This is a genomic window from Okeania sp. SIO2C9 (genome assembly GCF_010672455.1).
In the GTDB taxonomy this organism is placed as follows: domain Bacteria; phylum Cyanobacteriota; class Cyanobacteriia; order Cyanobacteriales; family Microcoleaceae; genus Okeania.
This window is the reverse complement of sequence record NZ_JAAHGO010000021.1, coordinates 1-25,279: the sequence shown is the minus strand read 5'-3', so window position 1 is coordinate 25,279 and position 25,279 is coordinate 1. Positions and strand designations below refer to the sequence as shown.

14 protein-coding genes are annotated in these 25,279 nt (G+C 37.8%); 9 read left to right on the top strand and 5 right to left on the bottom strand.

All coding sequences use genetic code 11. The features are described from left to right. Positions 1–390: 390 nt before the first annotated feature. Positions 391–7,206: a calcium-binding protein gene (locus F6K23_RS17985; protein WP_293158364.1), complete on the bottom strand. Its 6,816-nt coding sequence runs from the start codon at positions 7,204–7,206 to the stop codon at positions 391–393. A 1,347-nt stretch (positions 7,207–8,553) separates the two neighbouring features. Here F6K23_RS17985 and F6K23_RS17980 point away from each other — a divergent pair. Together F6K23_RS17980 and F6K23_RS17975 are read left to right on the top strand one after the other, a co-directional pair. Further along, positions 8,554–9,225, top strand: a complete 672-nt coding sequence (locus F6K23_RS17980) for a type IV pilin-like G/H family protein (RefSeq protein ID WP_293158361.1) — start codon at positions 8,554–8,556, stop codon at positions 9,223–9,225. A gap of 129 nt (positions 9,226–9,354) precedes the next feature. Continuing rightward, positions 9,355–10,239, top strand: coding sequence for a UTP--glucose-1-phosphate uridylyltransferase (locus F6K23_RS17975; protein ID WP_293158358.1), 885 nt, complete (start codon positions 9,355–9,357; stop codon positions 10,237–10,239). A gap of 1,300 nt (positions 10,240–11,539) precedes the next feature. Here the strand turns inward: F6K23_RS17975 and F6K23_RS17970 are convergent. From F6K23_RS17970 to F6K23_RS17960, 3 genes are all read right to left on the bottom strand, one after another. After that, positions 11,540–12,553: a cytochrome P450 gene (locus F6K23_RS17970; protein ID WP_293158524.1), complete on the bottom strand. Its 1,014-nt coding sequence runs from the start codon at positions 12,551–12,553 to the stop codon at positions 11,540–11,542. After that, positions 12,554–12,751: a hypothetical protein gene (locus tag F6K23_RS17965; RefSeq protein WP_293158355.1), complete on the bottom strand. Its 198-nt coding sequence runs from the start codon at positions 12,749–12,751 to the stop codon at positions 12,554–12,556. Positions 12,752–12,899: 148 nt separating this feature from the next. Beyond that, a complete protein-coding gene (locus F6K23_RS17960) occupies positions 12,900–13,220 on the bottom strand; it encodes a hypothetical protein (protein WP_293158352.1) in 321 nt (106 codons plus the stop codon). Between the two features lie 265 nt (positions 13,221–13,485). Between F6K23_RS17960 and F6K23_RS17955 the strand changes: the two genes are divergently transcribed. The 5 genes from F6K23_RS17955 to F6K23_RS17935 all read left to right on the top strand — a co-directional run bounded on the left by F6K23_RS17955 (position 13,486) and on the right by F6K23_RS17935 (position 19,997). Beyond that, complete coding sequence (locus F6K23_RS17955; protein ID WP_293158349.1) at positions 13,486–13,659, top strand: hypothetical protein; 174 nt, start codon at positions 13,486–13,488, stop codon at positions 13,657–13,659. A 220-nt stretch (positions 13,660–13,879) separates the two neighbouring features. Further along, positions 13,880–14,569, top strand: a complete 690-nt coding sequence (locus tag F6K23_RS17950; RefSeq protein ID WP_293158346.1) for a hypothetical protein — start codon at positions 13,880–13,882, stop codon at positions 14,567–14,569. Then, the gene (locus F6K23_RS17945; protein ID WP_293158343.1) at positions 14,523–14,999 is read left to right on the top strand and encodes an IS200/IS605 family accessory protein TnpB-related protein; all 477 of its coding nucleotides are present in this window, start codon (positions 14,523–14,525) and stop codon (positions 14,997–14,999) included. Before F6K23_RS17950 ends, F6K23_RS17945 begins: the two co-directional genes overlap by 47 nt. A 160-nt stretch (positions 15,000–15,159) precedes the next feature. Beyond that, positions 15,160–16,443: a glycosyltransferase gene (locus tag F6K23_RS17940; protein ID WP_293158340.1), complete on the top strand. Its 1,284-nt coding sequence runs from the start codon at positions 15,160–15,162 to the stop codon at positions 16,441–16,443. 593 nt (positions 16,444–17,036) lie between these two features. Continuing rightward, positions 17,037–19,997: an alpha/beta fold hydrolase gene (locus tag F6K23_RS17935; protein WP_293158337.1), complete on the top strand. Its 2,961-nt coding sequence runs from the start codon at positions 17,037–17,039 to the stop codon at positions 19,995–19,997. A 1,008-nt stretch (positions 19,998–21,005) separates the two neighbouring features. Here the strand turns inward: F6K23_RS17935 and F6K23_RS17930 are convergent. Next, on the bottom strand, positions 21,006–21,554 hold the full coding sequence (locus tag F6K23_RS17930) for a TetR/AcrR family transcriptional regulator (protein ID WP_293158335.1): 549 nt from the start codon (positions 21,552–21,554) through the stop codon (positions 21,006–21,008). Between the two features lie 617 nt (positions 21,555–22,171). Here F6K23_RS17930 and F6K23_RS17925 point away from each other — a divergent pair. Continuing rightward, complete coding sequence (locus tag F6K23_RS17925; RefSeq protein ID WP_293158332.1) at positions 22,172–22,795, top strand: glutathione S-transferase family protein; 624 nt, start codon at positions 22,172–22,174, stop codon at positions 22,793–22,795. Positions 22,796–22,926: 131 nt separating this feature from the next. Continuing rightward, positions 22,927–23,997: a pyridoxamine 5'-phosphate oxidase family protein gene (locus F6K23_RS17920; protein WP_293158329.1), complete on the top strand. Its 1,071-nt coding sequence runs from the start codon at positions 22,927–22,929 to the stop codon at positions 23,995–23,997. Positions 23,998–25,279: the final 1,282 nt, after the last annotated feature.

Sequence of the window (25,279 nt, the reverse complement as noted above, 5' to 3'; positions counted from 1 at the left end):
AATAATAGAATCACCAGGAATTTCCCAGTAATTCTATTATCCTATCAAGGTAAAACTATAAGCTCTATAGTCTTTTGTTATATCATGTCCGGATAATTAGTGATAAAAAAACTTTTTCCTTCAACTCCAGTTCTTCTTCTTCCTTCTTCCTTCTTCCTTCTTCCTTCTTCCTTCTTCCTTCTTCCTTCTTCTTTCTTCCCTCCTGACTCCTGACTCCTGACTCCTGACTCCTGACTCCTCCGTCGCTATTTATTTATAACTGTTCAACCGGACATGATATTAGTTCTAATTCAAAAGCCTTGAGCAATTTAGCACTCAGCAAACAGCTTAGATTGACCTTAGAGATTTCAACCCAAGCTGAAAGCTGAAAGCTGACAGCTGACAGCTAAATTAACGCAGGAAGAAATCTTCAGCAGTAATTGCCGCATTATTAGTTAAGGTGGCAAAATGAGCAGTACTACCATTAGCGTTATAGAACAATTTACCATTTTCACTGTTGTAAACTATAAACGCATCAGAACTTTCTGCCTCTTCGTCACTGGTAACTAATGCAAACTCTGTTTCCACACTGAAACCTTCACCTTGAACGCTGGTAAGAGCAGCAAAAGTGGTTTTATCCAGGAGAATAATATCTTGCTGTACAACAAAATCAGTTATTGTGTCTGTACCGATATCTGCTTGACTAAAAGCCTGATTTGTAGCAAAGATAAAACGATCAATACCTGCACCACCCGTAAGTTCGTCATCACCCGCACCACCATTGAGGCGATCACGGCCGATACCAGACCTCAAAGTGTCGTCACCATCACCACCTAGCATAATATCAAAACCAGTACGACCTATCAAAAGGTCGTCACCAGCACCTCCCAGGAGAAAATTGTTACCAAGACCACCGTTGAGAATGTCATTACCATCACCACCATTGAGGCGATCGTCGCCCAAATTACCTTTGAGAATGTCATTACCATCACCACCATGCAGGGTATCATTTCCACCAAGACCTTGTATGGTATCATCCCCTGCAAAACCATTGAGGATATCTGAAGCAACTCCACTAGAAAGGAAGTCGTCTGACGCGCTACCTGCGAGTATACCAGCAAAAGAAAAGTTGCTGGCGTTTAATTCTATCTCTGCATTCAAGGTAGTAACAACTTCTAAACTGCCTTCCTGGAAGAATGTGAGGAAAGTTTGATTTTGGGCATTAGTATAAGTGACAAAAACACCATTAACATCAAGTTCTTCTAATCGTGTTTCCACTTCTGTTAGAGAAGAAAATTCTTGAGTCAGCTTAACTAGACCCACATTACTGCTAACACTACTGGTTGAGTCATTCACAGTAACCTGGGTAAAGTTACTATTCTTGAAGTTTCCAAATACTCCTATTTTAAACTGAAGTATATCTGTTTCTGCCTCAAAGTCATTAATAGTGGTTTCTTCAACCAGTGACTCGAATAAAATAGTATCCACGAAACCTGCCGTAGCAGTAATTTCTGTTTCTGTTGCTGCTGTAGTTACTTGAGTAAAGTTAAAGTTGGTCTCAGTTAGTTGTACTTCAGATGTAAATTGGCTGACAACTTCTACTTGGCTACTACTTTGCGCAAAGGCGACTACGGTATTACCTGCGGAATTAGTGTATTCAATGAATACTGGACTGTCTACTTCTAAGTTGACTAGCAGTGTTTGTAGTTCTTGTATTGAGTTAATTTGTTGTTCAACAATTAGTAGACCTTGATTTTGGATGTCAATACTGGTAGTTGAGTTAGTGACAACTAAACTGGTGAAGCTGGAATTACTGAAATTACCGAACAGTGATGAGTTGAATGATAATGAGTCTGACTGACTAAAACCAAAAATGATACCGCCAATTTCTTCTAAGGAATTGAACTGAACTACGTTTGTAGTTTCACTGCTGACGACAATTGTATTTGAGTTACTGATAACAACGTTGACTTCCGGAGTATCCTCGTCATCCATGTCGTCATCATCGTCCATATCGTCGTCATCATCCATGTCATCATCATCGTCCATGTCATCATCATCCATATCGTCGTCATCATCCATGTCGTCATCATCGTCCATATCGTCGTCATCCATGTCGTCATCATCGTCCATATCGTCGTCATCATCCATGTCATCATCATCGTCCATGTCATCATCATCGTCCATGTCATCGTCATCCATGTCGTCATCATCGTCCATATCGTCGTCATCCATGTCGTCATCATCGTCCATATCGTCGTCATCATCCATGTCGTCATCATCGTCCATATCGTCGTCACCAAAGAAGAAAAAGTTTTCCGACGAGATATTTACTTCAACCTCCAAGTTAGCCAAAATTTCTATTTCAGTACCTGTGTAGAAAGCTACTACTTTTTGTTGCATTTCATTTTCGTATACAAGTAACCTGGGAGTATCTCCCACCTGCAATGTCTGCAACCGCACTAGTAGTTGCGCTTGTGTCAAACTACCCTCGAATATTAGTAAATTTGCCGTTCCCACTGAAGTTGTTGTTTGGGTTACGGTCAACTCCTGTAGAGTTTCAGTGGTTATCTCCCCAAATATTTGTGAGTCAAGTTGAAAAATATCTTCCTCACTATAGTTTGTAACTGTTACTCCAGTTTCAACGAAAGCATTGAATACTAATTTATCCACAACACCAACAGTAGCAGTTACTTCTGTTTCATTCGTAATGTTGACAGTGTTGGTAAATTGTAAATTGGAAACGCTGAATTGATTGATATTTTCTATTTCGACTTCAAAGTCTTGGAGTAGTGCAAAATTTGTACCATCGAATAAGACTAACTGTGTACTACCCGCAATATTAGCTAAGACTACAACTGAACTCTCAACAACAAGAGATTCTAGTCGTGTCAGCAGAATATCTAGATTGGCAAAACTTTCTGTCTCGAAAATTAAGAAGTTTTCTTGAACTTGTTGGGTAGACTCAGCGGTGATAATGACGCTTGTGATATTATCTACTGTGACATTAAGTGATGTTAGTACCTCAGCATTAATTTCTACTATATCTACTGTCACATCAAAGTCATCGTCGTCGTCCATATCGTCGTCATCATCCATGTCGTCATCCATGTCGTCATCATCCATGTCATCGTCGTCCATATCGTCGTCGTCCATGTCATCGTCGTCGTCCATGTCGTCGTCATCATCCATATCATCGTCGTCCATATCATCATCGTCCATATCATCATCGTCGTCCATGTCGTCGTCATCATCGTCGTCCATGTCATCATCGTCGTCATCATCCATGTCGTCATCATCCATGTCGTCATCATCGTCCATATCGTCGTCACCAAAGAAGAAAAAGTTTTCCGACGAGATATTTACTTCAACCTCCAAGTTAGCCAAAATTTCTATTTCAGTACCTGTGTAGAAAGCTACTACTTTTTGTTGCATTTCATTTTCGTATACAAGTAACCTGGGAGTATCTCCCACCTGCAATGTCTGCAACCGCACTAGTAGTTGCGCTTGTGTCAAACTACCCTCGAATATTAGTAAATTTGCCGTTCCCACTGAAGTTGTTGTTTGGGTTACGGTCAACTCCTGTAGAGTTTCAGTGGTTATCTCCCCAAATATTTGTGAGTCAAGTTGAAAAATATCTTCCTCACTATAGTTTGTAACTGTTACTCCAGTTTCAACGAAAGCATTGAATACTAATTTATCCACAACACCAACAGTAGCAGTTACTTCTGTTTCATTCGTAATGTTGACAGTGTTGGTAAATTGTAAATTGGAAACGCTGAATTGATTGATATTTTCTATTTCGACTTCAAAGTCTTGGAGTAGTGCAAAATTTGTACCATCGAATAAGACTAACTGTGTACTACCCGCAATATTAGCTAAGACTACAACTGAACTCTCAACAACAAGAGATTCTAGTCGTGTCAGCAGAATATCTAGATTGGCAAAACTTTCTGTCTCGAAAATTAAGAAGTTTTCTTGAACTTGTTGGGTAGACTCAGCGGTGATAATGACGCTTGTGATATTATCTACTGTGACATTAAGTGATGTTAGTACCTCAGCATTAATTTCTACTATATCTACTGTCACATCAAAGTCATCGTCGTCGTCCATATCGTCGTCATCATCCATGTCGTCATCCATGTCGTCATCATCCATGTCGTCATCATCCATGTCATCGTCGTCCATATCGTCGTCGTCCATGTCATCGTCGTCGTCCATGTCGTCGTCCATATCATCATCGTCCATGTCATCATCATCGTCCATGTCATCATCATCGTCCATGTCATCATCGTCGTCCATGTCATCATCGTCGTCCATGTCGTCATCATCATCGTCCATGTCGTCATCATCATCGTCCATGTCGTTATCAAGGAAGACAAAGTTTTCCGACGTGATAGTTGCTTCTACCTCCAAGTTAGCCAAAATTTCTATTTCGGTACCTGTGTAGAAAGCTACTACTTTTTGTTGCATTTCATTTTCATATACAAGCAACTTGGGAGTATCTCCAACCTGCAATGTCTGCAACTGCACAAGTAATTGTTCTTGTGTAAAAGTTCCCTCGAAATTCAGTAAAGTTGCATCTCCTACTGTAGTCGTTGTTTGGCTTACAATCAACTCTTGTAAGGTTTCAGTTGTTATCCCTGCGAATATTTCAGAGTTCAGTACAAAAGCGTCTTCTGCGCTAAAGTTGGTAATTGTCACATCATTTTCGATGAAGCTGTTGAAGGTAAACTTATTGACCACACCGACAATAGCATTTACCTCTGTCTGGTTGATAATTTCAATGTTGCTAGTAAACTGTAGGTTGTTAGCAGTAAACTGATTGATATTTTCTAGCTCAACTTCAAAGTCTTCAATAATCTCAAACTCACTGCCATTATATAAGAGTAACTGGGTAGTACCTTCGATGGTTGCTAATATTAGAACTGAGTTTTGCACAACAAGGGTTGAGAGTCGTTGTTGGAGAATTTCTAAACTAGCAAAACTTTCTTCTTCAAAAACTAAGCAGTTTGCTTCAATTTCTCCCATAGACTCGGCAGTGATATTGACGGTCGTGAAGTCTTCTACTGATACATCAAGTGATATTAGTAGATCAGCATTAATTTCTACTATATCTACTGTCACATCAAAGTCATCATCGTCATCGTCGTCCATATCATCGTCGTCCATATCATCATCATCGTCCATGTCATCGTCGTCCATGTCGTCATCATCATCCATGTCATCGTCGTTGTCCATATCGTCACTATTTTCGAGAATAAAGATGTTATCTGTATCAATTTCTATATCAGTAGAGAAGTTTGCAATGACCTGAACTGAACCTCCTTCTGAAAAAGCAAAAACAGTTTGGTCTAATTCATTTGTATAGCTCAATAAAACTGAACCAGTTATACCTAATTCAGTTAATCGTGTTTCTACTTCTGTTATCGAAGTAAATACTTGGTCTATGACTAGAAAGTTGGCATTTCCTATTTGTTCGCTAGTGGTAAAGACTGATACTACTGCTCTGGTTAAACTCTCATTTGTCAGATTACCAAAAACTTCTGACTGTAATTTAATAATGTCTGTATTGGTGTCAAAGTTTTCAATCAGAACACCACCTTCAACTATACCAATAATAGAGAATTCATCTGAATTCTCGGTACCAATAACCGTTTCAGACTCTGCCGTAATATCAATTTCATTGAAGAGACTAAGGTTAAAACTATCGAAAGATTCTATGTTAGCTATTACCTCATCAAATTCTTCGAGAATAATAACTTCTTCAGAGTTACCATTTGAGAAAACTAGAACTGTTTGTCCCTCAACATTAGCAAGAGCTAAAACAGCACTATTACCAACAAGAATATCTAATCGTTGTTTAACTTCTTGTGTAGTCTCAAATTCTTCTGTTTGGAAAATTAGTAAATTTCCTTCTACTGCTTCAATATCATCAGCAGATTCTATAACAACACTGGTTAGAGTTTCTAAAGTAACTCCTAATTCTTGTAGTATAGAGACACTAATTGCTACTTGATTCCCTTCAACAATTGAGAAGTTATTTGTACTAATACTAAGGTTATTTTCAATGCTAAATTCTGTTAAATTCGTAATTGTTTCATACTCAGCAATTGTTGTAATTTCTGTTCCATTAAATGATGCTAATATGGTATTTTCTTCTGTGTTGAATAAAAATATAGCTGCGCTGTTAAAATTAATACCTACTAACAATTGTTGCAGCAATGTAATATCAATTTCTTCTGAAATAACGAAAAAATTACCATTGATTTCTGTAGAACTTTGATTAATTATTGAAACCTGAAGTTCTGTAAGCTGACTAATTCCTAGTAATTCAAGTAAGGAAACATCAATATTAATTACTGCACCATTTTCACCAAAATTAATGTCACTATCATTATCTTCAATTTCAGGAAAGTTAATACCATCTTCTAATAAGTATTCAAAGTTTTCTGTACTTAATTCCCCTTTCTTCACTGATACTCTGGCAATAATATCAGTTACATCATCTTGGAAGTAAGCTAATGTACCTTTTTTCCCATTATCATCTTCATCAAAAAAGATAAAGCTTGGGAGATTTTCATTTAAACCATCAATATCATCTAATAAACTTGAATTACTCAGTAAGTTTGGTACATCATCATTGTCAACATCAGTAAATGTGACAAAATTTAACCCTCCAGTGGCAGCAGGGTCAAATACTCCGGCCAGGAAACCAAATGTATCTTCGTCAGCTTCAAAGTCAGTAATTTCATCTATTCCTTCACCAATAGCTGTATAAGCAAAGATATCTTCATCCGAACCACCACGGAGTTGGTCGCTACCTAAGCCTCCAACCAGGATATCCTCTCCTTTCTTACCTTCGATATCGTCATCATCATCACCACCAAAAATTACATCGTCGCCATCATCCCCTTTAATCTTGTCTTCTCCAGCACCTCCAGAAATAATATCATCATCCTTCCCGCCTTTAATATCATCATCACCTTCTTGGCCAAAAATTAAGTCATCGCCATCATTCCCTTTAATCTTGTCATCATCAAGGCCACCAGTAATAGTATCATTACCATCACCACCTTCTAGATCGTCTTCTCCATCTCCACCATCAATCAAATCATTACCATCTTTACCTTTAATTTTATCGTCACCCAGGCGACCAAGGATGATATCATTATCTGGTGTACCATTGATATTATCGTTTCCAAGTAATCCAATAATTTGAGCCATTTTTTTTCCTTACTGATTAGGTTTTGTTGAGGCCTTAGCCGTATTGAGCAATCTAGATTTTTCTTTATTTTTACAGCGCTCCAAGTCTTGACAAATAAATTATTAGTTAAGAATAGAGCAATGTTATGAGAAAAAACCAGTATTTTCTCCTAATAGAATAGGCATAATTTTTCCTAGATATTATTGATTGTTTTTTAAATTGTTTTAACCATAGATATAACTAGAAAAAATTAGAAAATTTTACATTTTTTCTTGGCTTCAATGCACCCATAAGTTTATTTTATTTCATATATACTAGCTGTTGTTCTCAATAATGCCAACTTTTTTTTTAAAATTTAATACTTTTATACTATATAGCAATCAGGAATCAGTTGTGAGAATTCAAGTGTTCCTTAAAAGTATAGAATATAGCAATTATTACATTCATATGATACGTTTTTTTCTTCTTCTCTGTTGCCTGTTGCCTGTTGCCTGTTGCCTAAAAGTTTCCAATATCTCACAACTCAAATCATATTGCTATAGCTATGTTTTAATTGAAGATTAAAAACCCTTAAAATTTTTAACTTAGTCTTATGCAATAATTTTTCTGGTTTCAATTTATCTGTTGGTTTAAATCCTTCTCCAGAGGGTTTTTAGACGCTATTTCTAAATTTTTGTTCCCATAACAACAATTAATTGGATATTTTTGGGAAACTATATCAAAAAAAATATTGATTTGGTTAATGGTTAATCATATTTTTTTATATAGCAGTCGAAGGAAAAGACGCGGAAATATCAAAAGCTTAAAATTTAGGCAAAAAACATTTTTCCTTTTTTTCTAGATAACTAAAACCTTCTTCCTTTTGCTATAAAAAAACTGATAGCTTTCAGCAATGACATACAACTCTAAACAAAATTTGTTAAAAATTAAATCGATACAACTGTAAAAACTACCAAAAAATTCATTATCATTTAATCGTCAAACTACATACTCAAAAGGTGTTTTTTCTCAAAGCTGATTTTTATTTCAAAATTTTTAGCATAAAAGAGCTTATTTTAACAATCAACTAACTATTTGAAGAAATATTATGCAGTGATGGAAATCTCTCCTCAAAAGGGAACACTGAGGGAAAATGGCTGTGGGGATTGCAATAATAAATTTGAAAAACCGTATTTCTTTTGGTAGAACTAGGGGCAGATATTTCTGTATGTATTTAACAGCAATTACTTTTTATTTGGCTATATTATTGCTACCTTTACAGGAAAAAGACAAACAATACATGAGATGATAGCAGGTTGCTTATACCGTTTCACTAAAGTCAACAGTTAGAAGTGAGATTTTAGTAATTTTGGTGGTGGTGCATAGTAATGGTAAAGGAAGTGTGGGGAGATGGGGACCCACCCGCGCACCCCTCCGGTGGAGGGGAATGTGGGGAGATGGGGAGTGTGGGAAAAATTAAAAAATATATATCCTCACCATTACCATGCAGGACTACCGTAATTTTAATCCTCTGTTTTACAGTGAATTTAGCTGATTTTTTCGTGTTCAAAGAGGTCAAAATGTCAACAACAAAATATGGTAATTTTTGGAATAAATTTGTAGCCTTAGTCAGTTTGATCGGGTTGATATTTGTACTAATTCAAATCTCTGTACCCACGCATCCAAATCAGACAATTAAAGCCAAAAAATCAGAAGCAAAACAATATATTGCTTCAATTAATAAAGGACAACAAGCTTATTATGCAGAAAATCAAGAACTTTCAGATAATATCTCTGATTTAGGATTAGGCATTAGGTTAGAAACTGAAAGTTACTCATACGATATTAGCAGGATAAATTCTAGTCGTTATGCTATTTCTACTGCTACTGCCAAAAACGAACAATTAAAAAGTTATTCTGGTATAGTTTATATTGATATAGTTCATGTTGATTACAATAGTACTAAATCAATGATTTGTGAAACTGACGAACCTTCATTAACAGCACCTGACAATTTTGAATATGTTAAGGAATGTCCGTCAGGGTCTTCTGAATTATGATATTAGATATCTCCAATAATAAAAAATCAAATCAATTATCGTACAGAAATTATCAATTATTTCTCCCTACTCCCTACTCCCTACTCCCTTTCATTATCATTTATTGGTTAGCCAAAAAACTCAAAATATATGACAGAATCAAAAGCCAAAGTTAGAAAAGCAGTAATTCCAGCAGCAGGTTTTGGTACGCGGATGTTTCCAGCTACTAAAGTTGTCAAAAAAGAACTATTTCCAATTATTGACAAAGATGGTAAAGCAAAACCGATAATTCAAATAATTGTGGAAGAGGCCATAAGTGCCGGAATAGAAAATGTGGGAATAGTAATACAAAAAAGCGATCGCCAAGTTTTTACAGATTTTTTCCAAGCTATCCCTAGTTATTATCAGAAACTTTCACCAGAAAAACAAGAATATTGTCAATATTTACAAAATTTAGGCAGTAAAATTACTCTATTAACTCAGTCAGAACAAGCTGGTTATGGTCATGCAGTTTTCTGTGCTAAAGAGTGGGTTGAAGATGAACCTTTTTTATTATTACTAGGAGATCATATATATGCTTCTGAGGTAAAAAAATCTTGTGCAAGTCAAATTTTGCAAATCTACGAACAGACCAATAAAAGTGTAATTGGAGTGAGAATAATACCAGGAACAGAAATACATCATTATGGTTGTATTAGTGGGAGTTTAGTTGCCGATGGCATAATTAATATAGATACAATCTTTGAAAAACCAGAACTAAATTATGCCAGACAAAAACTTCATGTGCCAGGAATGAAAGAAGATGAATTTCTAGGAGTTTTTGGCATATATTTATTGACAGCCAAAATATTTGATTACCTAGAAGAAAATATCAAACAAAATGCTAGAGAAAAAGGCGAGTTTCAACTAACATCTTGTTTGGATAAGTTGCAAAAAACAGAAGGAATGAATGGGTATTTAGTAAAAGGGAGATGCTTTGACACCGGAATGCCAGATGTGTATTGGCAGACAATGATTGATTTTCGTAATGCTTGAGATGATCATTAGACATCTCCAAAAATAAAATAGAAAATCAATTATCGTAGATAAATTATCAATTATTTCACCCTATTCCCTATTCCCTATTCCCTCTTTTCTGGAGATGTCTATTGCATAGAAAAATTGGCGTTGGTAATTGGTAATATCATGTCCGGATAATTAGTTATAAAAAAACTTTATCCTTCAGCTACAGTTCTTCCTCTTCCTTCTTCTTTCTTGCCTCCTGACTCGGTCGTTCCCCTCCTGGGAGGGGGAGGGGCGAGGGGTGGGTTGACTCCTGAGGACTCCGTAGTTATTTATTTATAATTGTTCAACCGGACATGATATAAGATGATTTTTTGGTAACAGTAAAACTTATTGGCAGCTCTGATTTGGTATTCAAAGTGGCTTTGTTGCACAAAAGACGATCTGGCAAGCTATTTTTTTGCTAGTCCCTTACTCAAGCGATCACTCAGTTGAAGGAAATTAATGTTTGATTGATCTATTGTCCAATAGTTATTTTTATTTATATACAATTAGATGAAGCGATCGCTCAGTTGAAGGAAATTAATGTTTGATTGATCTATTGTCCAATAGTTATTTTTATTTATATACAATTAGATGAAGCGATCGCTCAGTTGAAGGAAATTAATGTTTGATTGATCTATTGTCCAATAGTTATTTTTATTTATATACAATTAGATGAAGCGATCGCTCAGTTGAAGGAAATTAATGTTTGATTGATCTATTGTCCAATAGTTATTTTTATTTATATACAATTAGATGAAGCGATCGCTCAGTTGAAGGAAATTAATGTTTGATTGATCTATTGTCCAATAGTTATTTTTATTTATATACAATTAGATGAAGCGATCGCTCAGTTGAAGGAAATTAATGTTTGATTGATCTATTGTCCAATAGTTATGTTTTATTTATATACAATTAGATGAAGCGATCGCTCAGTTGAAGGAGATTGATGTTTGATTTATCTATTGTCCAATAGTTATCTTGAGTTTAGATATAGTCAGATAGTTATAAAAAAACTTTCTCCTTCAACTCCAGTTCTTCCTATTCCTTCTTCTTTCTTGCCTCCTGACTCGGTCGTTCCCCTCCTGGGAGGAGGAGGGGCGAGGGGTGGGTTGACTCCTGAGGACTCCGTAGTTATTTATTGATCACTGTTCAACCGGACATGATATATAGCAATGTGCGCTGGGATATTTACAAATTGCAGGAGGTGTTCAATAGCTAAAAGTCTTATCTGATAACCTTTTATTCCCCCCTGTTGCCTGTTGCCTGTTGCCTGCGTGCAGCGCTATAACTACGGTAATTTAACTGTTTCTCGAATATTACCTTCCACGTTACCAACACCGTTACTAAACTCACGATCCTGGGAACGAACCATCATTGAGAGTCCATACTTGGGTTTAATAGAAATCACACCAACGCGATCGATGGTTTGGCCAGGAACGTATTCCCATCGAAAATGCTGTAATAGCATGGCTAATACAATTTTAATTTCCATCATAGCAAAAGTAGCACCAAGACAAAGGCGCGGACCAGCACTAAAGGGATTATATTCATAAATAGACGGATTAATAGTCTCCCATCGTTCAGGTTTAAAAGCTTCAGGATCTTGATAAATTTCCGACATATGATGGGTATGGTAAATACTAACAACTACTTCAGTTCCTTTAGGAATTTCATAACCTCCTAATTCAGTAGTTTCGGAAGTCACCCGACCATTCCAGGGAACAGAGGTTAAGATTCGCATACTCTCTTTAATCACTCGCTCTAGTAACGGAAGTTGATGTAACTGTTCGAGGGTGGGAGCTTCTCCATGAAGTACACTGTCGAGTTCATTCACTAGGTCTCCAGTGATTTGAGGATGTTGTGAAAGCAAAAATATTGTCCAAGTTAGGGCATTTGCTGTGGTTTCATGACCCGCTAAAAAAATTACTCCAGTATGGGCAATTAATTCTTCTTCACTTAAGGGATGACCACTTTCTTCATCGCGGGCTTGAATTAACATAGATAAGACATCGTTATCATTAATCCCTTTAGCTCTTTTATCCGCAATAATTTTTTTGATTTTTGTTTCATACTGAGCCAAAAGATTGAGATAACGATGAAAAACTAGCCCAGGGATATCAAAAGGAAATAACTGAATTGATGAAGATTTTTGACACTTGAGAATTTCTTGAAGGACTTCTCCTGCGGTACTATCTACAGTATTTATATCCTCACCAAACAGAGTTTTAGTTGCTATTCGTAAGGTTAGTCTGTGCATAAATTGGCTAATTTCACAAGGTCGATCAGTTGAGAGTCGCTCAATTTAAAATTGAGTCATAGCAACCATCTCATCACGATAGGACTCAACTTTAGTTTTGTGAAAAGCTGGCATCATTAATTTACGCTGTTGTAGATGCTCTTCCCCATTAACAAGGAATAATCCTGCTCCAAAATTATTTAAAGATTGGGTTCTTTTTGATTTATCTTTTTGACGTTGACATCCTCTCCGGCGGTCAGGCACGGAGATTCCTACTGAGCCGTAGCTCTTCGGCGGGTTGACGCTTCTTAGGCTGCTGCTACTTTGACAGTAGTCTTACGCTTGCCTCCACGTCCGTTTAGAGTTTCCGAGTGCCCCCCGGCAACTTTTAGTACTATAGCATATATTCAATTTACTTGCTTTTAAAAAGTCGCCCGCTTATGGGCGAGGCTTTAAACCCAATTTTTCGGTAAATATGATGTTGACTAGTAACTTGACGGACAATTTCTGGACCAAAAGCTAGAATCGTCCCTGGACAATCAGTATCTGGTGAGTAAATATTGGTTCCACCTGATTCAGCTAAAGAGACTACATTTCCATAGGTTTGAAAAAGTTTATTACTATAACCAATACAATCTTTTCCAAAACGAATTACATTAAGAGTGCGACCAATTAGAGGTAAAGTTGGTGGGCCAGGAATTTTCCATTCAGGTTGATTAGTTAATGAAATCATCTTAGATATCTTTCCTCATAAAAATGAATATTGTTTGTCAAAATTAACATATAATATTACTGTTGTTTGCTAACACCAAAAAATATAGACTATCCTAGACAAACATCTACAAAGTCTCTAGGATATGACACAATCGCGAATTAAAAAAATTAGGAACCTATGTCAAAACTTGAAAAAAGGTCAAAGCTATCACAAATATGATTGACATCCCTAGAAAAGGGATGCTAAATTTGATTTTAGTAATTGAATGTAAGTCCTAACACTCATGGCTAAATCTCACGGTTCCTTAACAGGGATAGAAGGCAAAATTGAATATCATCCTGCATTTGAGGAACTAGGAGCATTGTATGAATCCTGGAAACGCTCTGCTATTAACTGGATGCAAACAGAAAAATTGTCAGAATCGGAAGTAGAAAAGCGAAGTAATGAAAAAGTTTAACATTAAATAGGCTTATGCTGATTCAATCGCTACTGAAGCACGAACATGTTTAAACCAATTAAAAACAGCTAAAAAAAACCATTATTCTAAATTAGAGTTACAAATCCAAGCTAAAACAACTGCTACAAAAAAACTCATCACTAAACTAGAAAAAACTTTAAAATTAGCAAAAAAAAAAGGTTTTCCACATATACAGGCTCGAAATAAATTTTGTCATCAATTGCTAGGTTTAAAGAGTAAAATTCAGAAAATAGCTAGTCTGAAACGAAAATTAAATAAGTTAAAAAATACAGAACGTCTACATATTTGTTTTGGCTCACAGAAATTATTTAACGCTCAACATAATTTAGCAGAAAATGGATATAAAACCCAAGAGGAATGGAGTGTATATTGGAGAAAAAAACGGTCAGGCAGGTTTTTTTGTGTAGGAAAATCTCAGCCAGGCGGTGGAACTATGCTCAAAGTTTTTCCATTACAAGAGGATGGTAAATATCAACTACAAGTTCAATTACCTAGACCATTACAAGGCAAATATGGTCAGAAAATACAGCTAGAATTTAGTGTATCAAATAGGAATGGTCGATATAGAGCAACAAATTTAGATTATGCCATAAACAATTTCAAACCAATCACAGTTTCTATCTTTCGTAGGGAACATAAACAGGATAATTGGTATATACATCTTTCTACTTATGTACCAGAAATACCAGTAGTTCATACTAGAAAAAATGGTTGTCTTGGTATTGATTTTAATGCTGATTCAATTTCAGTTACTTATGTGAAGTGGGATGGGAATATTGAGTATTTAGAAGACATATCTAGAGAGTGGAAAAATCAAACGACAGGACAATCGCCTTGCATCCATGAGAAATATTGTTTGTCAAGTTGTAAAATTAGCAGAGTTTTTTGAATGTGCTATTGCTATTGAGTCTCTAAACTTTAGTAATAAAAAGGCCAAGATGAGTGGATATTGTAAAGTTTACAATGAGATGCTTGTCTTATTGTCTACTCGAATGTTTAGAGAAACTTTAGAGTCACGTTGCAGAAGGTTTGGGGTGGAATTAATTAAAGTTAATCCAGCTTTTACCAGTGTAATTGGAATGATTAATTATATGTCTAAATACGGCCTTAATAGTGGCACTGCTGCTGCTTTAGTAATTGGCCGTAGAGCCTTAAAGCTATCAGAAAAAATACCACAGTGTTTGTTGAGACCAGAGGATGTCAACAAACATGATTGGAGTCATTGGCGACGAGTTGCTAGTTTTATTAAACTACATCGTATCCGAAGGACTCAACTTTTTCAATGGAGGAAAGCTCTTGAGGGTATCCGCTGCCCATAAACTATGGGCAGAACATCATGTCGGCGAAGACAAAACTTTCTTTGCGAGTACACATTGAAACAGGTGAGTAATGAAATCATTTGCACCTCACCGATGGCAAATGTCTAGCGCGTGTCTAGTTTTCAAGAAGGTGGAACTATAAACTAGGGAAAAACTTACTATGACTCATTTTGGTATTATCAGTCCAGGTTCTACAGGTCCCCTGAATACAATGCTCCCTTTAGGACAAGAACTTCAAAGGCGCGGTCATCGCGTCACCTTATTCGGCGTTCTTGATACTCAACGTAAAGCAATGCAAGCAGGATTAGAATTTCAAGCTATTGGTGAGCAAGACTTTCCTATCGGAGCAACAAAAAAAATGTTTGCTGAACTTGGGAAACTGAATGGATTATCTGCATTAAAATGTACTATTGATTTTCTCCAGCAGGGAGCTACTGTTACACTCCGAGATGCACCGGAATTAATGAAGGCAGCAGGTGTCGAAGCAGTGCTAGTTAATCAAGGTTCGGTAGAAGGAGGAACAGTCGCAGACTTTTTGCGTATTCCGTTTGTAACTGTATGTAGCGCAGTAGTATTAAATCCAGAAACAACTGTTCCTCCATTTAACACTACTTGGAATTATAGCACTGCTTGGTGGGCACTTTTACGCAACAAAATAGGCTATAAAATACTAAATACTGTTGCTAGTCCAATAAGAAAAGTGATAGCTGAGTACCGCCAACAGTGGAAATTGCCTTTACATACTCAACCTAATGATGCCTATTCTAAATTGGCTCAACTGAGTCAGGCACCTATAGAATTTGAATTTCCTAGACAGAATTTGCCTCAGTGGTTTCATTTTACAGGATCTTATCATTCTTCAGCTAGTAGAGAATCTGTTGCTTTTCCTTGGGAAAGATTAACAGACAAACCATTAATTTACGCTTCAATGGGAACGTTACAAAATCGTTTATTAGGTGTATTTGAGATGATTGCAGCGGCCTGTGCAGAATTGGATACTCAATTAGTAATCTCTCTGGGAGGTGCTACAACACCAGAATCATTGCCTTCGTTGCAGGGAAATCCTCTGGTAGTTGGTTATGCACCTCAATTAGAATTACTGGAAAAAGCAACTATGATGATTACTCATGCGGGAATGAATACTACAATGGAATGCTTGAAAAATGGAGTGCCAATGGTGGCAATACCAGTTACCAATGACCAACCAGGAGTAGCAGCACGAATTGCTTGGACTGGAGCAGGAGAAGTTGTACCTCTGAAACGTTTGACTGTGTCTCGGTTACAAAAAGCTATTTCCCAGGTATTGACACAACCTTCATATAAACAAAATGCTTTGAGACTACAGAAAGCTATCAACACAGCAGGTGGAGTAACTCGTGCTGCTAATATTATTGAACAAGCCGTATCTACAGGGAAACCTGTTTTGGCAGGAACCATTAACTAGGATTGGCCATTTTTTAATCTTGCTCTATGGATAAATTTACAAAATTACCGAATAATTAATAATTATTAATTAAATAATTATGGTTAAAAGCCTCCCCTTTCAAGGGGAAAAAAGCGGTCGAGGGATGGCGCCATTCGGAGCGGCTCTGATAAGAGCGGGTCTCGGAGCCATATCCAATCGACCAAGAGAAGAAATAATATAGAATCCGGGTAATTAGTTATCGTATTACTGAGGATTAATGAGTAATGAGTAATGAGTAATGAGTAATGAGTAATGAGTGATATCAAATCCGGTTAAATACTTACAGCACTTTTGAGGATAGTGAGGTACACTTGTAGAGCTATTCTCATATTCCCTGTTCCCTGTTCCCTGTTCCCTGTTCCCTAGAGCAATAAAACTTTGTACCTCATAAACTAGAAAACTGCTGTAATTGTATTGTTGGGGGAGATGGGGAGATGGGGAGATTGAATAATGAACATATACTATATAACCGGATTCTATATAATATTTCCTTATATTCAATTCCGTAGCGGTTAAAACCAGAGGTAATTATCCATTATCCATTATCCATTATCCATTAATAAACAGATAATATGCAATTTAACACTCTCATAGACCTCCTACACCATAGAACCCTAAATCAACCTGAGCAAAAAACCTATACTTTTCTCCAAGATGGTGAAACAGAAACCGATAGTCTTACCTATCAAAGACTAGAACAACAAGCTAAGGCCATAGCAGCAAATCTTCAATCCCTAGATGCTAAAGGTGAAAGAGTCTTGCTGTTGTACCCCCCTGGACTAGAATTTATGGCGGGATTTTTTGGCTGTTTGTATGCAGGAGCGATCGCTATACCTGCTAATCCACCTCGTCCTAACCAGTCTCTTTCAAGAATTGAGGCAATTGCAGCGGATGCTCAAGCAAAGTTTGCTCTTACTACTACACCTGTCTTAGCTTACTTAAAAGGTCGCTTTGCTGAAAATTCCATATTGGCAAAAATGCAGTTGCTAGATTCCAACAATATTATTGCTCAAAACCTGGAGTCGGACTGGCAAGAACCTGCTATCAATAGCGATACCCTGGCTTTTCTGCAGTACACTTCTGGTTCGACTGGAAAACCGAAGGGGGTAATGATCAGTCACAAGAATATTCTGCACAATTTAGCTATGGGTTATGAGCAGTCTGAGACTACACCTGAAAGTCATACAGTGACTTGGTTGCCCTTTAGTCATAATACAGGGTTAGTAGTGGGAGTTATACAACCTCTCTACGGTAATTTTCCTGTGAAAATTATGTCACCGTTGGATTTTCTGCAAAAACCTTTGCGTTGGTTAATGGCTATTTCTCATTACAAAGCTACTCAAAGTCTTGCTCCTAACTTTGCTTATGACTTGGTTTGTTTCCAAACAACTCCTGAAGAACGGGAAATGCTTGACCTAAGTAGTTGGGATTTAGCTGTTAGCGGTGCTGAACCTGTGCGTGCGGAGACCTTTGAGCGGTTTATCAAAACTTTTCAACCTTGTGGTTTTCGCCCAGAAGCTTTCACCGCAGGTTATGGGATGGCAGAGAGTGTTATGGGTATTAGTTTAGGGTTAAAAACAGAACCTACAGTTATTCTGAATATTGACAAAACTGAGTTTACTAAAAACCGGGTTTTGCTAGTAGTTGACGAGAGCGATAGTACACAAAAAATTGTTGGTTGTGGTCGCACTGGTTCAGAGCAGAAAATTGTCATTGTTAACCCGGACACTTTAACCGAATGTTCGAGCAAGGAAGTAGGAGAAATTTGGCTTTCTAGTCCTAGTGTTGCTCAAGGTTATTGGAATAGACCGGATGCAACCGCAGAAACTTTCCAAAATTACTTAAAAGATACAGAGCAAGGTCCGTTTCTCAGAACTGGCGACTTAGGATTTTTGTTCAATGATGAATTGTTTGTGACTGGTCGTCTCAAAGATTTAATTATTATCCGAGGTAGTAACCATTATCCCCAGGATATTGAGTTAACGGTAGACAGAAGTCATCAAGCTTTACGACCTAGTTGTGGTGCAGCATTTTCCGTAGAGGTAGAAAGTGAGGAAAGACTGGTTATTGTTCAGGAGGTTCAGGAAAGTTACTTGGAGCAACTGGATGTAGATGAGGTTGTGAATGCTATCCGTCAAGCTGTATCTCAACAGCATCAGTTACAGGTTTATGGGGTATTATTATTGAAAACAGGAACTATCCCTAAAACTTCTAGTAATAAGATTCAGCGTCATGCTTGCAAAGCAGGTTTTCTGGAGGGAAGTCTTGATGTTGTTGGCAGTAGTGTATTCCAAGATTTTGATTTGTTAGAAAAGGAAAAGCAAGTCTTTTTGGATAGAAAAACACTCTTAGCTACCACTCCCGAAAAACGTCAGGAATTACTAATATCTCATCTTCAGATTTTAATCTCAAATATTCTCCAAGTAAATTCTTCTCAATTAGACTGGGAACAACCTTTAACTAGCATGGGATTAGATTCTCTGACGGTTGTTGAGTTGAGCGATATTCTACAAGAAAGTTTAGGAACATCTTTTCCAGCAACACTAATTTTTGAGTATCCTACAGTTGGAGCTTTAGCTAATTATTTGACCGAAAAAGTGCTTTCCCCGGAACCTTCTACAAATTATGATATTGGGTTAGTTACCGATGAAAATTTAGATTCGGGTTTTGCTTCCCCTGTGATAGCAATTCAACCGAAGGGTTCTAAACCTCCTTTCTTTTGTATTCCTGGGGGTGTGGGAACTGCATTTTATCTGCACTCTCTAGCTTTTCATCTCGGTCAAGACCAACCATTTTACGGACTACAAGCACGGGGAATGGATGATCGAGCAGAACCTCAAACAAATGTAGAGGCGATCGCTGCTGACTATATCGAGGCATTAAAAAATATTCAACCTACAGGTCCTTATTTCTTGGGAGGTCATTCTTTCGGCGGTCAAGTAGCTTTTGAAATATCCCAACAGTTACAAAAACAGGGAGATAAAATTGGTTTACTTGCTGTTTTTGATATTCCTGCTCCTTTATTTAGTAGTATCGTAATTGCTGGTTGGGATGATACTAAATATATGAGTGAGGTCGTGAGGTTATTTGAATACTTTTTAAAGGAAAATTTAGAGATATCCTACAATGATCTGAAAGTTTTCTCTCCTGATGAGCAATTAGATTATGTGACCGAGCGATTAGTGAAAAAGCTTCATGTCCGTCCTTCTAAGGCAGCTAAAAGACAAGTTCATGGTTTTGTCAAGGTTTTAAAAGCTAGTGTTTATGCGATGGGTCATTATCACCCAGAGAAACTTTATCCGACTCCTATTGCTCTTTTCCGCAGTAGTGATGTTCGTGTTTGGAGTACTGCTATTGGCGTGACTGATGCTATGCGTAACCAACTCCAAAAGAACTCATCTTTAGGTTGGGAGCAACTGTCTAAAGGTTCTGTGGAACTTGAGACTGTTCCAGGAGATCATATTACTATGATGCTTGAACCCCATGTTCAGGTTTTAGCAGAGAGACTCAAAATTCATCTTGATCGGGCATGAAAATTTGCTATTTATGCAACTGGTTAGGACTTATATCATGTCCGGTTGAACAGTGATAAATAAATAACTACCGAGGAGTCAGGAGTCAGGAGTCAGGAGTCAGGAGGAAAGAGGGAAGAAAGAAGAAGAACTGGAGTTGAAGGAGAAAGTTTTTTTATAACTAATTATCCGGACATGATATTATATTCTGTCCGGTTGAATAGTTATATCATGTTCGTTGAATACTTACACTTTGGAGGAAGGAAGGCAGAAGGCACTTATGCTGGAGACAGAAGGGAAGAAAAGGTTAAAAGGGATAAAGTTTTTTTATAGAACCCATTTGAGAGCTATATACAGCGCTTTTCAAATTGATGAACCACATCTTCACAAGCAAAACTTTGTAGGGGCGATTTCCTACGGAATGCTCCGCAAACGCGAATCGCCCCTACTGTGGTCTACCCAAATGAAAACCGCTGTAGGCAAAAGTTGGGCAAAAAAATTACTTTCCTGCTCCTCTACTCCCCTACTTCCCTTTTCCCCTCCTGGGAGGGGTTAGGGGTGGGTCCCTCCTGGGAGGGGTTAGGGGTGGGTCCCTCCTGGGAGGGGTTAGGGGTGGGTCCCTACTCCAGCAAAAAGACTTTCCATACGCAAACCCTAATTAAGGCTTGCTGATTAAATCTAAAAGCATTGACAGATAAAGACTTTATCCTTACAAACATTGCTGGAAAATGCACAACCATTATAGCGCTGTGCGCAGGCAACAGCTCATCTGGCAACAGCGGTGCGACCCCGCGACGACGCCAGCTCGCTTGCGGTCAGACCCCGCGACGACGCCAGCTCGCTTGCGGAACGCTGACCAAGAGAGGGAAGGCTGACCAAGAGAAGGAATGCTGACCAAGAGAGGGAATGCGCACTCCTGTGAGGCAACAGGGGGAATAAATTGCCGATAAAATAAGACTTTTAGCTATTTGGCCTCTCCTGCAATTTGTAAATATACCAGCGCTCATTGCTATACAATGCGCCACCACCCTATAAATCATCTAACAAAACTTGAGGTAATTTGGCGATCGCTCTTTTAAAAGGTTTAGTATTTTTAGTCACCCTAACTAATACTAATGCTCCCTGTATCAGTATCATAGAATCTTCAGCTCTTTGGCGAGCCTGTTTTGGTTCAACTCCTGTTTCCTCAATAACTTCTGAGAGAGCATCAATCCATTTTTTGAGAGATTTTTCTAACTGTTGATGAAATAGATTATCAGCTTCTCCCAGAGACATCACTGCCAGAACACAAGGAATTTGACCACTGTCGTAAAATTCATCTATTTTTTGACTCATTACTTTAATACGAACGCTGGCAGGTTGATTTGACTGTAGAGGTGCAAATACATTTTCTTCAAACCAATCACCAATATATTCTAAAACTGCTCCTGCCATTTGTTCTTTACCTCCTTGAAAGTGGTGATAGAGGCTGGCTTTTTTTAATCCTGTAGCTTCAGATAATCGTGATATTGTCGCTCCTTCATAACCATAGTTGCGAAATACAGCGATTATTTTAGCAATTACTTCTTTTTTAGACATGACATTATTATCAGCTTTTAATATTTTCAGGACTTAGGCGGTACAACGTATTTCCGTCATTGCTACCGACAGGGTTTGCGGAGCAGTCCGGAACGGATAGCAATCTCAAATCCTCATTTTTCCTACCTTATGCGTAAGTCCTGATTTTGATTATATCGAATGTTCGTTAGAGTCATGGATTTTACATTCGATCGCTATAGCACTACGGGCTAGGGAATAGGGAATAGGGAACAGCAAACTTTCATTAATGGATAATTGATAATGGATAATTGATAATTACCTCGGGTTTTAACCGCTACGGAATTGAATATAAGGAAATATTATTTCTTTTCTTGGTCGATTGGATATGGCGAGGAGACCTCGCCATCCCTCGACCGCTTTTTTTCCCCTTAAAAGGGGAGGCTTCAAGGCGCGAATTATTTAATTATTAATTATTAATTATTCGGTAAAAGGATTTTAGGATTGAAAAATGTCCTAACCAATTCTTGTTCTTGTAGTGCTATACAAGTCAAAATTCACAAAAATCTAAAATCTAACACTTGACACTCTACAAAACGTTCGTTAGGATAAATTTATCAAGCAAAACAAACGTTCGGTAAAAAAAAAGGAATAAAACCATGATTAAACTTTACGGACACGAACTCTCTGGCAATGTTTATAAAATCAGATTATTACTATCTCTTCTCGGAATTGAATATCAATTCGTGCGAGTTGATGTACTTAAAGGGGAACATAAATCTCCTGAATACTTAAAATTAAATGCTTTTGGACAAATACCTTTATTAGTAGACGGCGATCAAATTATTCCTGATGCCCAAGCAATTTTAGTTTATCTAGCTCGTCAATATGGCAATGAACAATGGCTTCCCAATGATGCCGAAGCTCTCAGTAGAGTTGTTCGTTGGCTCTCTACTACCGCAGGAGAAATTCGTCAAGGTGTAGAATATGCAAGATTATTTCATCTATTCAAAGTAACCACCATAGATATTGAAGTAGCTACTCAAAAATCCGCCTTCATTCTCGAACAAATTAATCGCCATCTAGATGATCGGGAATGGTTAGAATTAGGACATCCTACCATTGCAGATATAGCAGCTTTTCCCTATATTGCTCTTGCTCCCGATGGTAAAGTATCTTTAGATGAATACCCCCATATTTTGGCATGGATTGAACGTATCAAACAATTACCTGGATTTGTGGGAATGCCTGGTATTGAACCGCCTGCTACTGCTGCGGTATAACGAAGTCAGAAGTCAGAAGTTAACCCACCCCTTGCGCCTCCCCCTCCCCTCCTGGGAGGGGAAGTAGGGGATTTGAGCTTCGCTCCAAAAATATTACGCCTTAAAAGGCGGAATTTTAGACCCATATTATTTTGATAAACAAAAAAATAGGGAAGCGATCGCATTTACTACGAATCACTTCCCTAGCAAATATCAAAATCAATTTTTATATTAAAGGAAATATCATGGTTAACTCAGGTTGGTCACGCACCGAATCACCCTTTCATTCTGGAGAGCTAGCAATTCAAGCAAGATTAGGAATTCAAAACCGTATGGATCGGCAAGGACGACGGATGATTCGAGAATACTTAACCAAAGAGCATCAAGAGTTTTTTGCCCAATTACCTTATGTTATTATAGGGACAGTGGATAAATCTGGTAATCCTTGGGCTTCTATCCTAGTAGGAAAACCAGGCTTTATTAACTCTCCAAGCGATCGCCATTTAACACTCAAAGCACAACCATTAGCTGGCGATCCTCTAGTAAGCACTTTAGGTGAAGGTATTGATATTGGTTTTTTAGGAATTGAATTTCATAGTCGCCGTCGCAACCGCATTAATGGAATTGTCACTAAGACTAATTTTGATGGTTTTGAGGTTCAGGTAGGACAAACTTTCGGAAATTGCCCTCAATATATTCAAGCTCGAAGTTGGGAGCAGGTTGAATCTAATGTCTCTCCACAGATGAATGAAATTGAAACTTTCAGCGAATGGGAACGCGATCTGATTACTAATGCAGATACTTTTTTCATTGCTACAGCTTACCAGGATAATTTTAGAGATATTACCAAAGGAGTCGATGTTTCCCATCGGGGAGGAAAACCAGGCTTTATCAAAGTTGAGGAAAACCAAGCCCTAACTATTCCAGACTTCTCTGGCAATAATCACTTCAATACTTTGGGTAATCTTGAGTTGTATCCTTACAGCGGGTTACTTTTTATTGATTTTATCCAAGGTGATATATTGTATCTGACAGGTAAAACCAAAGTAATTTGGTCTGGGGATGAAATTAGTAATTATGCTGGGGCGGAGCAGTTAATCCGTTTTCATCTAACAAAAGGTTATCGAGTTACAGCTAGTCTGCCCATACGTTGGTCATCTCCTAAATTTTCTCCGTTCTTAGAGCGCACAGGTTCCTGTTCATTAATTGATAATGGACAATAGATAATTGATAATTACCTCGGGTTTTAACCGCTACGGAATTGAATATAAGGAAATATTATTTCTTTTCTTGGTCGATTGGATATGGCGAGGAGACCTTGCCATCCCACCCTACGGGAAGCTCCGAAGAGAGAACTCCGTTCCGCTGTCGCGTTTCGCGTCAGCGTTGCGTTACGCCAGTTTTGCGAAGCAAAAGCAAACGACCGCTGTCTTGGTCGATTGGATATGGCTCCCGGACTAGCTCTTGACAGAGCCGCTCCGAATGGCGCCATCCCATCCTAACGGACTGCTCCGCAAACGACCGCTTTTTTCCCCTATCCAAGGGGAGGCTTCAAGGCGCGAATTATTTAATTATTAATTATTAATTATTAATTATTAATTATTCTGGACAGTACAAAGTTCTTAGTGGGAAAAACGGCGTTGGTGAATTAAGGTATGATTTGAGAAAGGAGCGATCGCTAATTAGGCAGAAAAATTATGGAATGTCCAAATGGGAAAATCAACTCACATGATAAAAATGGCCAAAAGAAAGGAAAGCAAAACTATAATTTGTGTAGAATGTGATGGTCAATTTATTGATTGCGATGAAACTTGTTGATGATCAGAGCGCGAACGCTCTGGGGACAACACCAGTTCTATCACAAACTTTGTATACCTTTTCCTTAGAAGATACTACTCAGGGGTTCTATAGATATTAATAGCGATCGCTCCTTTCTCAAATCATACATTAATTCACCAAGGCCGAAAAAACATTCCCCGCTCTTATGTCAGGGAATGGTGCATACTGGTTAATGATTCTTAATTTTTACCGAAAAATTGTGGGTATGCGTCTCCCCTTTTAAGGGGATAATAAGCGGTCGAGAGATGGCGAGGTCTCGGAGCCATATCCAATCGGCTCCTGTGAAGAAAAATTTTCATTATTATTCAATCCTCTTCAATTCATGGAGAGGTAATTATTCATTATATCATGTCCGTTTATATCGTTTGTGTAAACCCAAGGGTGAATATCTACAGGAAATAATGGTTTTTTTCTTGCGAGGGTAGCCTTTCTTCCTCTTCTCTCTTCCCTCTTCCTTCTTCCCTCTTCCTTCTTCCTTACCTTTGCTATACAAGACCGATGCTGCCGGACATGATATTATTCATTATTCATTATTCATTGTTGAACAGCTAATCTCTCGGGATGCACCTAATCCGTCGAATAGAGCAAATTTTGACCAACTTACGTCCAGTGTTTAGTCGCCATGCTACTTATGAGTGGTTCGTCCCATGGGATTTGGGGTATTCT

Coding starts and splice junctions, on each gene's coding strand:
- F6K23_RS17955 (WP_293158349.1), top strand. CDS start 13,486: ATGGCTAAATCTCACGGTTCCTTAACAGGGATAGAAGGCAAAATTGAA.
- F6K23_RS17980 (WP_293158361.1), top strand. CDS start 8,554: ATGGTAAAGGAAGTGTGGGGAGATGGGGACCCACCCGCGCACCCCTCC.
- F6K23_RS17985 (WP_293158364.1), bottom strand. CDS start 7,206: ATGGCTCAAATTATTGGATTACTTGGAAACGATAATATCAATGGTACA.
- F6K23_RS17960 (WP_293158352.1), bottom strand. CDS start 13,220: ATGATTTCATTAACTAATCAACCTGAATGGAAAATTCCTGGCCCACCA.
- F6K23_RS17930 (WP_293158335.1), bottom strand. CDS start 21,554: ATGTCTAAAAAAGAAGTAATTGCTAAAATAATCGCTGTATTTCGCAAC.
- F6K23_RS17940 (WP_293158340.1), top strand. CDS start 15,160: ATGACTCATTTTGGTATTATCAGTCCAGGTTCTACAGGTCCCCTGAAT.
- F6K23_RS17975 (WP_293158358.1), top strand. CDS start 9,355: ATGACAGAATCAAAAGCCAAAGTTAGAAAAGCAGTAATTCCAGCAGCA.
- F6K23_RS17945 (WP_293158343.1), top strand. CDS start 14,523: ATGAGAAATATTGTTTGTCAAGTTGTAAAATTAGCAGAGTTTTTTGAA.
- F6K23_RS17935 (WP_293158337.1), top strand. CDS start 17,037: ATGCAATTTAACACTCTCATAGACCTCCTACACCATAGAACCCTAAAT.
- F6K23_RS17925 (WP_293158332.1), top strand. CDS start 22,172: ATGATTAAACTTTACGGACACGAACTCTCTGGCAATGTTTATAAAATC.